Origin of the sequence: Paenibacillus sp. LK1 (assembly GCF_002750415.1) — a bacterium.
Taxonomy (GTDB): Bacteria; Bacillota; Bacilli; order Paenibacillales; family Paenibacillaceae; genus Paenibacillus; species Paenibacillus taichungensis.
Genome location: NZ_PEII01000020.1, coordinates 33,415 through 46,806 on the forward strand (window position 1 = coordinate 33,415; position 13,392 = coordinate 46,806).

The following is a 13,392-nucleotide window of genomic DNA, read 5'->3' on the forward strand; positions in this document are numbered from 1 at the left end:
GGACAGGATACCTGGAAGGGTTAGTCTGTGCGCCTTTGGACAGGTATAATAACTAAGTATACTTTGGAGAAAGAACGCATGGACATACGCAGGAGGGACATATGAAACAGTTGTCTACAGGCTCAAGATTGCTTCAGGGCGCATTTGTACTTGGGCTTGCCGCCATTATATCCAAAATCATTGGTGCTTTTCAGAAGATTCCGCTTCAGAATCTGGGGGGAGACGGTGTTTTTGGCATCTACAACACGGTGTACCCGTTCTATATGCTCATCATTACCATTGCTGCTGCAGGGCTGCCTGTGGCTGCATCCAAATTCGTAGCCGAGCAGAATGCACTTGGTCGACCGGAAGAAGGCAGGAGGGTTATACGCTTGTCCTCGATGCTGCTCGGTGGAATTGGACTGGCGCTGGCTTTGTTAATGTATATCGGTGCACCGCTTATTGGAAACCTGATTGGTAACGGAAGTGTCGTACCGTCCATTCGGGCAGCTTCGATGGCATTGTTGTTTGTACCGGTGATGACAGGCTTGCGCGGATATTTCCAGGGGTTGCAGCAAATGGTGCCTACAGCGGTATCCCAGGTGGTAGAGCAGACTGTACGGGTCACGGTGATGATTGTTCTGTTGTTGTGGCTCATGGGACGGGACGCTTCATTGGAGACTATAGCAGCTGGAGCTATGATTGGCTCAGTGGCAGGAGGGTTTGCCGGGTTAGTTACGATGCTTGGATATGTGTACCATCATCGACGGAAAAATGGGGAAAGGCTCGCTGTTATGAAAAGTACTGAGGCAGCTGGGCAAATGGAGAAAAACAAAGAACACCGAAGCGTGGGGAGCAGCCTTCTGTCTGAGGAGCGGCGATCCAACGGTGAGTGGATGCGGACGCTACTGATCTATGCCATTCCGGTCTGTCTTGGATCATTGGCTGTGCCATTGATGAATCTGGTGGATACCTTTACGGTACCCCGCTTGTTAAAACGAGAAGGGCTGGATGAGCTTCAATCCATGGTGTCCTTCGGAATTTACAACCGGGGCTTGCCGCTGGTTCAGTTGGTGACGATGCTTGCCACGTCACTGTCTGTGCTCTTTATTCCGGCGATGGCCGAAGCCCGACTGAAAGGCGGGCCAGAAGCCGTGAAGCAGCAAGCAGGCCTTGCGCTGCGTTGGTTCTGGTTAATCGGCCTGGCGGCATCCGCAGGTTTGGCGGTGCTGGCAGAGCCGATTAACCGCATGCTGTACGGGGATGCCGCAGGCACCGAAGCCCTGCGGTACATGGCGCTGACGGCTGCGGGCAGCACCGTCAGCATTATCGCGGCGGCGCTGCTGCAAGGCCTCGGCGCCGTGCGCGCTCCTGCGTTCAGCATGCTGGCCGCCGCAGGCGTCAAGGCGCTGCTGAACGTCATGCTTGTGCCGGCGCTGGGCATCAGCGGCGCGGCCCTGGCAGGCGCAGTCGCCTACATGCTGGCGGCTGGCCTGAATGTGGCGCTGCTGGCGCGACTTGTCGCCCTGCGCCCCGCTCCTGGCGCCGTCTTGGCGAAGCCGGCGCTGGTTATCGCCGCCATGAGCGTGGCGGCGGCAGGCACTGCCTGGGCCGCCGAAGCTGTGCTCGGCGGCATCGGTATCGCGGCCGACCGCAGGCTGGCCGCGATGGGCGTGAGCCTGCTTGGCATAGCTGCAGGCTCGGCCGTGTTCTTGCTGGCAGCGGCCCGAACGGGACTGCTGACCGCCGCAGAGCTGGCGGCCGTGCCCAAGCTGGGGCCGCTGCTGGCCAAGCTGCTGCGCAGACTGCGTGTGCTGCGCTAACCCTCGTGTTGCGCTGCTACACTTAGCGCCACGCCGTCCATTCACCTCGCCTCTTCCATTCTAAAGCGGAGCAGCAGAGGTTGAATGAGTCACACTGTGTAATATGCAAATGCAATTATAGGATAACGTCTAATTCTGGTATAATACGTGTAATTATAGAGCCCTGTTCTGTACTATGTATGTCCCGTCCACGATTGGTTTTGATCAAGGATGGAAAGTTGGAACAGGATAGTTCGGATGGAGGCTTATAAAGATGAGTGCAGCTTTGACAGTAGTCGGTCTTGGATCTGGAGATGCAGATCAGCTGACGGTAGGAATCATCAAAAAAATGAAACATGCAGCGACGCTGTATGTGCGCACACTGGATCATCCTGTATTGAATGATCTCAAGCAGGAAGGGCTGGAGATGACATCCTTTGATGCCATCTATGAGGCGAAGGATTCTTTTCCGGAAGTGTACGACGAAATTGCAGATCGGCTGATTGAGGCCGCACGCAAGGGCGAGCCGGGTACCGAGATCGTTTATGCCGTGCCAGGGCATCCCATGGTCGCTGAAGCGAGTGTACGCCTGTTGAAGGAGCGCTGCCCACAAATGGGCATTTCGCTGCGCGTTATGGGCGGGGAAAGCTTTCTGGATGAGGCGTTTATTCGTCTTGGATTCGATCCTATTGAAGGGTTTCAGCTTCTCGATGCCAGCAGTCTGAATACGGAACTGGTGCAGCCGCAGCTTCATACCTTGATTGGACAAGTATATGATGTGTTTACCGCTTCCGACGTTAAACTGTGCCTGATGGACGTTTATCCTGACGATTATCCGGTATTTGTCGGACATGCCTTGGGTGTACAGGGACAGGAAATCATACACAAGGTACCGCTGCATGATCTGGACCGGATTGAAGGGTACGGTAATCTCTCATTGATATATGTGCCCAAAAATACGGATGACGCGCTTCGTCGGCGCTCCTTCGCACGACTTCATGAAATCGTGAATATTCTTCGCAGTCCAGGCGGCTGTCCATGGGATCAGGAGCAGACCCACCAGTCGATCCGCAAAAACCTGATTGAGGAAACCTATGAAGTTATTGAAACGATTGATGAAGATGATCCTGATCACATGAAGGAAGAGCTAGGTGATCTCCTGTTGCAGATTTTGCTGCACTCCCAGATGGAAGAAGAGGTTGGCACGTTTAACGTGTACGATGTTATTGAAGGATTGAACGACAAGCTAATTTTCCGTCATCCGCACGTATTCGGTGAACAACAGGCAGGGAATGCGAATGAAGCGTTGCAAAACTGGGAACAGATGAAGGCAGAGGAGAAAAAGCGCAAGGGACAGGATCTACAGCAGACTTCTGTGCTGGACGGCATTCCCCGTGACTTGCCCGCCTTGATGAAAGGGTACAAATTACAGAAAAAAGCGGCCAAAGTTGGCTTCGATTGGGATGACGTGGAAGGTGTCTTTGCCAAGATCGAGGAAGAACTGGCAGAGCTAAAAGAAGCGGTACAGCATAACCAATCTGCGGAAGAGCGGAAGTTGGAACTGGGCGATTTATTGTTTGCAGCGGCCAATGTTGCGAGATTTATTGATACAGATCCGGAGGAGGCGCTTGCCGCCACCAATCGGAAATTCATTCAGCGTTTTCAGTATATCGAGGAGCGTCTACGTGAACAGGGAAGAACTCCGTCAGACAGCAATGTCGATGAAATGGAGCAATACTGGCAGGCAGCGAAAAAAGCTGGATTGTAAAGGGTTCTGGCATTTTGGGCGCTGATCCGATATCATTAGTTGCATCATGCGTATCGTCGTCGAAGCATCTCGAGCGAATTGCACGAGAAAGCGTGTGATTAACGGAGAGGTGTTTCGGGTACTGGACTTAGACTGTTCTTGGGCAGGACCGACAAAAAGTGAAAAAAGTCGAAGACCGAGGCAGGATTTCAGATGCCAAGCCAGAATACATGTGTAGTAACCTTGCGCGGAGCCAGCAGCAGCAGCAGATCTGTTGTCACGGATTCGCAGATACTTTTTTTTCAATTTGGGAGGCTTTTAAAAATGAACAAAACAGATCTGATTAACAACATTTCCACCAAAAGCGGTTTGACTAAAAAAGACGTTGAGTCCGTATTGAACGGCTTTTTGGGAGAAATTACAGATGCACTTGCCAGCGGAGACAAAGTACAACTGATCGGCTTTGGCACTTTTGAGACCCGCAAACGTTCCGGTCGTACCGGACGTAACCCACAAACAGGGAATGAAATCGTGATTCCTGAGTCCACCGTTCCTGCGTTCAAAGCAGGCAACAAACTTAAAGAAGCCGTAAAATAATGCGTCTTGATAAATTCCTGAAGGTCTCTCGGCTGATCAAACGCCGCACCGTAGCCAAGGACGTTTCCGAACAGGGACGTGTGCTGGTGAACGGACGTGAAGCGAAGCCAAGCGCCGCTGTCAAAGTGGGCGATGAGCTTACGGTTCAGTTCGGTCAAAAGCTGGTCACCGTGAAGGTGGAGCGTCTTGCCGAGAGTACCAAGAAGGATGAGGCGAGCAGCCTCTACACCTTGGTTAAGGAAGAGCCGATCGCCAAGGATAACGGTCTGAACTGGTAACAGGGATGCCTGATATACTTTTCTACAACATTCATTGCAAAATGAAGAGAAACGCCTTTCCCGTGCAGGGAAGGGCGTTTTTGTGTTCCACCTGTTTTCCGGACAATTGCTTTCATCCAACCTTGGTTCTATTCTGCACTTCTGATCCATAAGCTAGGGTTAAGAAGGAGGGGTACATGCCATGGTTGAGCAAAGTAAAACGAAACAGCATCATCTGAGCATGCAGAATCGGAAACTGCTGGATCTGACGGGTGTCTCCAATGTGGAGAGCTTCGACAGTGAGGAATTTTTGCTGCAAACTGAACTTGGGCATCTGACCATCCGGGGGCACAATTTACATATCAAAAACCTGAGCCTGGAGGACGGTTTGTTATCCATCGAGGGCACTGTCAGTTCTCTTCAATATCTGGACCCCGGTTCTCAGTCCAAAAACGGTAAAGGCCTGTTCGGCAAGATGTTCCGATGAGTCCGGATACTCAATGGATCACATTGATGTGGATGCTGATGTCGGGAGCCGTGATGGGGATGGCCTACGACAGTTACCGGGTACTGTCCGGTCAGCTGCGGTTCCCGAGATGGAGCGTCCACACGCTAGATCTGTTGTATTGGGTCGCTTCCGCGCTGTTCGTCTTCCGGATGCTGTACGCCGGGAACCACGGACAGCTGCGGTTTTATGTCTTTTTGGGGCTGATTATAGGGGTTTGCTTCTATTTTTGGCTTTTAAGTGTTACAACCCAGCGTTTTGTGGTAATGTTAATTAAACTCGCAAGAACGCTGATTCATTGGTGTGGACATATCCTTAACATCCTGATCGTTATGCCCGCTAAAGGACTATACAAGCTAGTGCGCGTATTATTTGGTTTCGTACTCGCCATACTGTTATTCCTGGGTAAGCTGGTGCTGCAATGTTTGGTACCTTTCGGCAAGTTGTTCCGCTGGATGTTTAGGCCAATCCTGAAACATTGGGTTACGCCACGCTTCCTGATCCGTGCGGGTTCAAGTATCGCAGCGATGTGGAAACGCTGGTTTTAAGGAGGTCCGATAATGGGTAAAACACCTATGAACAAATCAAAAGCTCCAGCAGGCCAAGGAAAATCTGCAGGTGCCAAAAGGCGTCTCATGCTATGGATGACCTTTATGGTTGTGTTTATCATTTGGGCAGGATATACGTTCCTTGTGCAGACTGCGCAAATTTCGGACAAGAGTTCTCATCTGGCTGCCCAGCAATCTTCAAAGGAAGAGACGTTGAAGAAGCTGGCTCAATTGAAGTACGAAGTCAGTCGGTTGAAGGATCCCGAATACATAGGACAGCTGGCTCGGAAAAAAGGATACTATCTGCCTGAGGAAACACCAATTCAGGTTGAAGAGTCAGGGAACTGATGTAATTTGGCTCATTATTGAGCAAGGATTGTTATCTATATGTCTGAAGCCGTTATACCGGAAAAAATAGGCTACCTTAAGGGGTAGTGCTCAGTTGACCTTGGTTTGCGGCATAAGGTATAATTAATTTAGCACAGCATTGATTTTGGCATTCAAAAAATCGGGTTGTATATTTTTAAGGGAGGATCATTTTATTCTATGGCAATTGAAGTGGGCACCAAGTTAGAGGGCAAGGTGACAGGCATCACGCATTTTGGAGCATTTGTGGATCTGTCAGGAGGTGTCACGGGTCTCGTTCACATCTCGGAAATCGCCGACAATTATGTCAAAGATGTCAACGACCACCTGAAGCTTAATGACCTCGTTACCGTTAAGGTCATCAACGTTGACAAGGATGGCAAGATTGGGCTTTCCATTAAGCAAGCTGTTGACAAACCGGTTGAGCAACAAACACAGTCCAGACCCCCGAGAGCTCCTAGACCGGAACGCAGTGGAGGAGATCGCGAACGATTCAGCGGCGGAGGCCCAAGTGGTGGCCAAGGTCGTGGTGGCGGCGGTGGATTTAACCGTGGTGACCGCGGAGGCCGTTCTTTCAAGCCCGCAGCAGGCAAACCTTCATTTGAGGATAAAATGTCACGCTTCCTGAAAGATAGTGAAGAGCGGATCTCTTCGCTGAAAAAGAACACAGAAGGCAAACGTGGTGGCCGTGGAGCCAAACGCGTGTAATCTGGTTCAACCTGATTTAAAATATAAGAAAAACCGTTAGCCTTGGGGCTGACGGTTTTTTTGCGTTTGTTTTTAATGTTGGGGTTTAACCGTTCAGATATAGACATTTAACCGGATTCATAGCCGTTTTTGTAAAGTGAAGCTCCATATCCCCAGTTTTTCTGCGCAGGAAAAAAAGTACATAAGAACATTTGTCGTCTACCATTTTTTACCGACAGGTTTCCGTGGCATTCCACAGGTATCCTGCTCAAATCGTGGCGATGACGAACCGCGTCCGGTTCAAAATCAGACAAGTGCCTTGTCGGCAAGGGTCTGGGCAAATGGATGAAACCACAATAAGGCCGGGGGTTTCGCACCACCGCGCCGCGTCTGTTTCTTTTGTCGTAAAGTTTTTGGACCCTACCCACCAATTGTGACAAACTACGTCTTCTATTCTATCTATAATCAGAACCATCGAGAACGAAACACGAAAATTAAATTAATCGAATGGGGTGCCTTGAGGATGATGGAAAAGTGGAATGTCATTCAATTTCCGGGAATGAAAGCTGGTAAAGGAGGTACAGAAGCTCGGGAGGAGCTTTCGGTACGCCTAAAACAGTGGATTAGCTCCCGCAAGGCCGTCCAGATCGTTGCTGCACGTAAATGGGTGCTGCTTCTTACCTTTATGGGATTTTTGCTGGGCAAGGCCATGATTCTGAATGAATTATCGCCCTTTGCGATTGCTTACTTTGCGGTTATCGCCTTCATGCGTAGGGATTACATTATTCCGGTAGGGGCTGCGTTGCTGGCAGGAAGTCTCTTTGCACCGTTTCCGGTACCTCTGATTGTTGCTTCGGAGCTCGCTATCTTCTATCTGTTGTTCAGAGGACTGGAGTCTTATGACCGCGCTGAATTATCTTATGCGCCAACGATGGTGTTTACGACTACTTTTATGGTCAAGTTATTCGCCGTCGTTATTGGGCCGTCTTTCAGCTGGTACGCCATGTTAATGCTCACGATGGATTCCGTACTCAGCTTTGTGCTTACCCTGGTTTTCATACAGGCCATACCGATCTTCACGTATCGCAAAAAAAAATTCAACCTAAAGAACGAGGAGATCCTCTGTCTGATCATCTTGCTGGCTTCCGTGATGACTGGGGCGGTGGGCTGGACGATCCAGTCCCTGTCTGTAGAGCATATGCTCTCCCGGTATCTCATTCTGATCTTCGCGCTGGTGGGCGGAGCCCCCCTCGGAGCCTCGGTTGGGGTTATTACTGGCCTCATTCTGAGTTTGGCCGATATGTCGGCGGTATATCAGATGAGTCTGCTTGCTTTTGCTGGCATGCTGGCAGGTATGCTCCGGGAAGGAAAACGTGCGGCTGTTGCTCTGGGCATGCTGCTGGGTTCCTCTATTCTATCCATATATCTGGGTGGACCGGGAGATGTCATGAATTCTTTATGGGAGACATGTGCAGCCATTGTTTTGTTTATGTTAACGCCAAAAAGTATGCTGACGGCCATATCCAAATATGTTCCTGGCACGCAGGATCATACGAAGTCGCAGCATGAATATGCGAAGAGAATACGTGATGTCACCGCAGAACGGGTTACCCGCTTCTCGCAGGTATTCCGTCAGTTGTCACGCAGCTTCGATCAGATGTCTGGCGCGGGGGAGCCGGTACAGAACGAAGGCGGGATGGAGCACTTCATGAATGCCGTAGCCGAAGGCACATGTTCGGGTTGCTTTAAGAAGGCCCAATGCTGGGATGCGAAGTTTATTCAGACCTATAAATATATGACAGATGTGATGAGTTCCATTGAAGCCAACCCGGAGATGTCAGGCAAGCAAATTCCGGTGGAATGGAACAGGGTATGTGCGAAACCGGAGGAGGTACTTGAAGTGATGCGCGCCCAGTATGGTCTGCATCAACATAACATGCAATGGAAACGTCAGATTATAGATAGTCGACAGCTGGTTGCAGAGCAATTATCAGGGGTATCTCAGGTAATGGAGGACCTGGCGAAAGAAATTCAACGGGAAAGTGAGGAGATGGTACAACAAGAGGAGCAGATTCGAGATGCGCTTGAATCGTTAGGTCTGTCCATACATTCTATTGAAATTATTAATCTGGAAGCGGGGAATGTGGAAATTGAGATTGTTCATGCCTATACACGCGGATTTGACGAGTGCCGGAAAATGATCGCTCCGCTGATCTCAGATGTACTGGACGAGCATATTGCCGTCTTGAATGAGACGATGCTTGACCCTCGCCAAGGGCTGGCGACAGTTACCTTTGGCTCTGCCAAAACTTTTGAGATAACAACGGGTGTTGCCGCCGCTGCCAAAGGGGGAGATGTGATGTCCGGGGACAGTTTCAGTACAGTTGAACTGGGTAACGGAACCTTTGCAGTTGCGCTTAGCGATGGCATGGGCAATGGGGAACGGGCACGCATGGAGAGCAGTGCTGCACTAAATATACTGGAGCAGTTGTTACAGTCGGGCATGGATGAGAAGTTGGCGATCAAATCGGTGAATTCCGTTCTGATGCTGCGTTCTCCTGAAGAAATGTATGCAACGGTGGATATGGCTCTGATCGATGAATATACGGCAGAGACCACGTTTATGAAAATCGGATCGACTCCAAGTTTTATTAAACGAGGGCAGGAGGTTATTCAGGTTTCGGCAAGCAATCTGCCGATTGGTATTATCAAAGATATTGAGGTGGATCTGGTAACCGTACAGCTTCAGCCAGGGGACGTTTTAATTATGATGACAGATGGTATCTATGATGCGCCGGGGTATGCCGTCAACAAAGAACTATGGATGAAGCGGCTCATTCAGGAAATTGATAGTGACGATCCTCAGGAATTAGCAGACTGTCTGCTTGAAAGTGTTATTCGTTATCAGCAACATGAGATCTATGATGACATGACTGTAATTGTAGGCAAAATAGAACATTATCGCCCAGAGTGGGCGACATTGAGAGTCCCCGGAATAAACCGGATGGAACGTCCGCGTACCGTTAGTTAATTGCATATTCCTCTGTTTGAAGTCTCTTCATTCTGGCAATGCTAGTCATAGAGTTGGAGAGTAACCCAAAACGGAGGGATATCGGATGAAACAAATCTTGTTGATCACCGACGGTTGTTCCAATGTAGGTGCAAGCCCGGTGCTGGCTGCGGCGGAAGCGCGGGAAGAGGGAATTACGGTCAACGTGGTTGGTGTTATTGATTATGGAACCATTGGTGAGTTAGGTAGTCGAGAGATCGAGGATATTGCCAAAGCCGGGGGTGGAATCAGTCAGATCGTAGGTACCAGGCAGCTTGCCCATACGATGCAGATGATGACAAGAAAAACAGTGGTTCAGACCATTCAACAGGCGGTTAATAGAGAGTTAACACAAATTCTGGGAGAGCACGAACCCAAAACGGTAACCGACCTTGAACCGGCTAAACGTGCACAGGTGGTTGAAGTGATGGAGGATATGGCGGAGACAACACCGCTTCAAGTCGTTCTTCTCATTGATGTAAGTGCCAGTATGAAGCCGAAGCTTGCTGCTGTGGAGGAAGGGATTCGGGATTTAATGCTTAGCCTGCAGGCACGTATGGGTCAGAGCCATCTTTCCGTCTTTCATTTTCCTGGACGACATAGCGGAGAAGAAGCTGTCATGGACATCGACTGGACAGTTGACCCGAGCCGTGTTCGTTCGCTGTTTGGACGTTTGCAAATGAAGGGAGCGACGCCGACAGGTCCTGCGATTCAAAGGGTGATTGATTTTTACCGTTATGGTACACTGGAGGGACAGCAGGAAATAGAAGGGAACTATCGCATTGAAAGAGAAGGGATGCTCGGTGACAACGTTGTCTGACGCCTCTTTCCCGCCAGGAACAGTCATCACAGGGAAATGGAATCGCAGCCGCTATACGATTCGGAAGCTGCTGGGCAAAGGAGCCAACGGCATCGTTTTTCTTGTCCAGCGGGGTGAGAATGGCAAACATTATGCGCTTAAAATGGGATTTGACCCAGTAGATCTGCAATCGGAAATTAATGTGCTCAAATCTTTTCAATTACAGCGTAATCATGAGGCCCTTCGGCAGAGTGGCATTCCTTCTTATCTGAAAGATGTGGATGACTACGCCATTCGTGGTCGTGATATTCCCTTTTATGTGATGCGTTACGTTCGGGGGGAGTCTCTGAACCACTTCATTCGGCGACAGGGAACGGACTGGACACTTCTGGTTGGACTCAGACTATTGCAGAAGCTGGCTCAATTGCATCAGGCTGGATGGGTGTTTGGCGATCTCAAACCTCAAAATGTACTGGTATCGGATTATGGGCAGGTAGAACTTATCGACTATGGCGGAGTGACTTCTATCGGCCGGAGCGTCAAGCAGTTTACTGAATGGTATGATCGCGGATTCTGGAATGCGGGTAGCCGAACAGCAGATGGTACCTATGATGTGTTTGCTTTTGCGCTATTATTGATTCATGTACTTGAAGCTGATGCACTCAAAGCGCTGGCTGCAGAAGGATTACCCCAACTGCGAAGTGTAAACCAGCTTACAGCCCTTGTGGAGCGCAGCGAACGTCTTCGCCCCTTTCGAAACTGGACTATTCAGGCATTACGAGGTCAGTTTCAGGATGCCGGACACGCGGCTAAGGTCTGGAAAGAGATGATGGCACGCCCTTCTCCTCTTCGCCGACGTTCCAAAAGTACAACACCGCGTTGGCTCAAAAATGCATTTGCTGTATCCGTTATATTACTTATCGGGGTACTCATCTATGCACTACGATTCTGACCTGTGAGAGTGCATATACATAACGTAAGGAATGAGGAACAGGTATGGAGGCTTTACGCTGGAACAAGCTGGTGAATAACGTGCTGGATGCAGCGGAAGAGCATCAGTTATGGGTTCCCGGGGATCGGATTGTCGTCGCAATATCGGGCGGACCGGACTCGGTAGCTTTTTTGCATATCATGCATGAGATCAGTACCAGGCATGTCCCGCTGGAGTTGATCTGCGCCCATGTACATCATGGTTTTCGGATTGAATCCGATCATGAAGCCGAGATGATGAAAGAACTTGCGCACCGGCTTGGCATAGCATTTGAATGGGTAAAGGCCGATGTACCTTCTTATATGAAGCTTACCGGTCAAGGTCCTCAGGAGGCCGCGCGCAACAAACGATATGAATTTCTGCATGAAGTGGCTGCCAAATACGATGCGGCGAGCATTGCACTGGCCCATCATGCCGATGATCAAGCAGAGACGGTTATGCTTCATTTGCTGCGTGGGAGTGGTCTTTCCGGACTCGCAGGAATGAAGTTTAAAAGACGAGAAAAAAATGTGGAACTTATTCGTCCATGCCTTCGTATAAACAAGACAGACCTTGTAGAAGCTTGTAATACCCAGGGTTTTCTGTATTTTAATGATGAAAGCAATTCCCTGCGTAAATATCGGCGTAATGCCATTCGCTTGGATGTGCTCCCATTTTTGGGGCAATATAATGGACAGTTGACGCCGTCTTTGAATCGACTTGCCGAAATCGTGGGCGATGAAGACGATTTCATGGAACAAGGTGCATATGACGCATACAGGTGTCTAGTGCAGGCGAACGGCGGAAGGCAAACCTTTGAGGTGCCTTCCTTTTTGAAGTTACATGTCGCTTTACAACGAAGGTTGATTAAACTAATATTGAATTATCTGCCTTTGGACAGTGATTTTGTCGACTTTACCCGTATTGAGACCATTCGCCGCAAGGTTATTCAGCCTGAAGCGACGACCTGGAGCCTGGATATAGGACAGACACTCGCCTGCACCCGGGAGTATGATCTGATCTCTTTCGGCGTACGGACTGACGTACAGGGTCAATCTTACGAATATCGTCTTGCTCAATCGAGCGGAACCTATGAGCTTTCTCTCACGGAAATCGACCGGCATGTTCGGATCGTTCCGATGAGTCCCGAGGACTATCATGTACCAGAATCGGCGGATCATGCCGCATTTGATGCAGATCAACTGCTTATGCCGCTGGTTGTGCGTTCACGGTTACCTGGAGATACCATGAAAGTGATGGGATTAAACGGAAGCAAAAAGGTGAAAAATATTTTCATCGATGAGAAAATTCCCCCTTCTGTCCGTTCACGGGTTCCCGTGGTATGTGATGGAGCAGGCAATATCATCTGGTTACCGGGTGTTCGCCGGTCTAGTGTAGCTCCTGTCAGGGAGGATACTTCCGCAATCCTGTACATGACTGTAGGCGATTCAGCGATTCAGGGGTAGTGGTTATGGTTCAGGTAAGGCTTTCATATGTATAACTTAGGAGGTTCGCACAGTTGCAGAACGACATTCAGGAAGTATTGATCAGTGAAGAAGAGATTCAGAGTAAAATCAAGGAATTAGGCGCAACAATAAGTGCCGAATATGCAAATCGCAATCCTTTGGTCATTTGTGTGCTTAAGGGTGCGTTTATATTTATGGCTGATTTGGTTAAGAACATTACGGTACCTGTTGAGATGGATTTCATGGCAGTATCGAGTTATGGCGCTTCCACCAAATCATCCGGCGTGGTTAAAATCATTAAGGATCTGGATGAATCCGTTGAGGGACGCGAGGTTCTGATTGTAGAGGACATTATTGATAGTGGACTCACGCTCAGTTATCTGATCGAACTCTTGCAGAACCGCGGTGCTGAATCCGTCCGCGTGGTTACGCTATTTGACAAGCCTTCAGGTCGCAAAGTCGAACTTGAAGCCCATTACACTGGCTTTGACATTCCGGACGCATTCATCGTTGGCTATGGCCTGGATTATGCCGAGAAGTACCGGAACCTCCCTTACATCGGGATTCTGAAACCGGAAGTTTACAGCAACTAATGCTTAAGCTAGTTCCAAGCCCATATC

Annotated in this window: 13 protein-coding genes; all 13 read left to right on the forward strand. The window is 49.6% G+C overall.

Annotated elements, in window-relative coordinates:
* The first annotated feature begins 101 nt into the window (after positions 1 to 101).
* The 13 genes from CS562_RS30120 (at position 102) to hpt (ending at position 13,365) form a co-directional block, all read left to right on the forward strand.
* A complete protein-coding gene (locus CS562_RS30120) occupies positions 102 to 1,802 on the forward strand; it encodes a putative polysaccharide biosynthesis protein (RefSeq protein ID WP_099859197.1) in 1,701 nt (566 codons plus the stop codon).
* 253 nt (positions 1,803 to 2,055) lie between these two features.
* On the forward strand, positions 2,056 to 3,549 hold the full coding sequence (gene yabN / locus CS562_RS30125) for a bifunctional methyltransferase/pyrophosphohydrolase YabN (protein ID WP_099859198.1): 1,494 nt from the start codon (positions 2,056 to 2,058) through the stop codon (positions 3,547 to 3,549).
* A 303-nt stretch (positions 3,550 to 3,852) separates the two neighbouring features.
* Positions 3,853 to 4,125 (forward strand): HU family DNA-binding protein, encoded by a 273-nt coding sequence (locus CS562_RS30130; RefSeq protein ID WP_017691362.1) that lies wholly within the window; start codon positions 3,853 to 3,855, stop codon positions 4,123 to 4,125.
* Complete coding sequence (locus tag CS562_RS30135; RefSeq protein ID WP_024633720.1) at positions 4,125 to 4,403, forward strand: RNA-binding S4 domain-containing protein; 279 nt, start codon at positions 4,125 to 4,127, stop codon at positions 4,401 to 4,403. The genes CS562_RS30130 and CS562_RS30135 overlap by 1 nt, the downstream gene beginning before the upstream one ends.
* Before the next feature lie 181 nt (positions 4,404 to 4,584).
* Positions 4,585 to 4,869 (forward strand): sporulation protein YabP, encoded by a 285-nt coding sequence (gene yabP / locus CS562_RS30140; protein ID WP_053778920.1) that lies wholly within the window; start codon positions 4,585 to 4,587, stop codon positions 4,867 to 4,869.
* The gene (yabQ, locus tag CS562_RS30145; RefSeq protein ID WP_024633722.1) at positions 4,866 to 5,435 is read left to right on the forward strand and encodes a spore cortex biosynthesis protein YabQ; all 570 of its coding nucleotides are present in this window, start codon (positions 4,866 to 4,868) and stop codon (positions 5,433 to 5,435) included. Before yabP ends, yabQ begins: the two co-directional genes overlap by 4 nt.
* Before the next feature lie 12 nt (positions 5,436 to 5,447).
* Positions 5,448 to 5,783, forward strand: a complete 336-nt coding sequence (locus tag CS562_RS30150) for an FtsB family cell division protein (RefSeq protein ID WP_076292123.1) — start codon at positions 5,448 to 5,450, stop codon at positions 5,781 to 5,783.
* 198 nt (positions 5,784 to 5,981) lie between these two features.
* Positions 5,982 to 6,509, forward strand: coding sequence for a S1 domain-containing RNA-binding protein (locus tag CS562_RS30155; protein WP_076292124.1), 528 nt, complete (start codon positions 5,982 to 5,984; stop codon positions 6,507 to 6,509).
* 502 nt (positions 6,510 to 7,011) lie between these two features.
* On the forward strand, positions 7,012 to 9,519 hold the full coding sequence (spoIIE, locus tag CS562_RS30160) for a stage II sporulation protein E (RefSeq protein WP_180287250.1): 2,508 nt from the start codon (positions 7,012 to 7,014) through the stop codon (positions 9,517 to 9,519).
* 85 nt (positions 9,520 to 9,604) lie between these two features.
* Positions 9,605 to 10,357 (forward strand): vWA domain-containing protein, encoded by a 753-nt coding sequence (locus CS562_RS30165; protein WP_076292125.1) that lies wholly within the window; start codon positions 9,605 to 9,607, stop codon positions 10,355 to 10,357.
* A complete protein-coding gene (locus CS562_RS30170) occupies positions 10,341 to 11,288 on the forward strand; it encodes a serine/threonine protein kinase (protein WP_099859199.1) in 948 nt (315 codons plus the stop codon). The genes CS562_RS30165 and CS562_RS30170 overlap by 17 nt, the downstream gene beginning before the upstream one ends.
* Before the next feature lie 44 nt (positions 11,289 to 11,332).
* The gene (tilS, locus tag CS562_RS30175) at positions 11,333 to 12,772 is read left to right on the forward strand and encodes a tRNA lysidine(34) synthetase TilS (protein ID WP_099859200.1); all 1,440 of its coding nucleotides are present in this window, start codon (positions 11,333 to 11,335) and stop codon (positions 12,770 to 12,772) included.
* A gap of 53 nt (positions 12,773 to 12,825) precedes the next feature.
* The gene (gene hpt, locus CS562_RS30180) at positions 12,826 to 13,365 is read left to right on the forward strand and encodes a hypoxanthine phosphoribosyltransferase (protein WP_024633729.1); all 540 of its coding nucleotides are present in this window, start codon (positions 12,826 to 12,828) and stop codon (positions 13,363 to 13,365) included.
* The last annotated feature ends 27 nt before the right edge of the window (positions 13,366 to 13,392 follow it).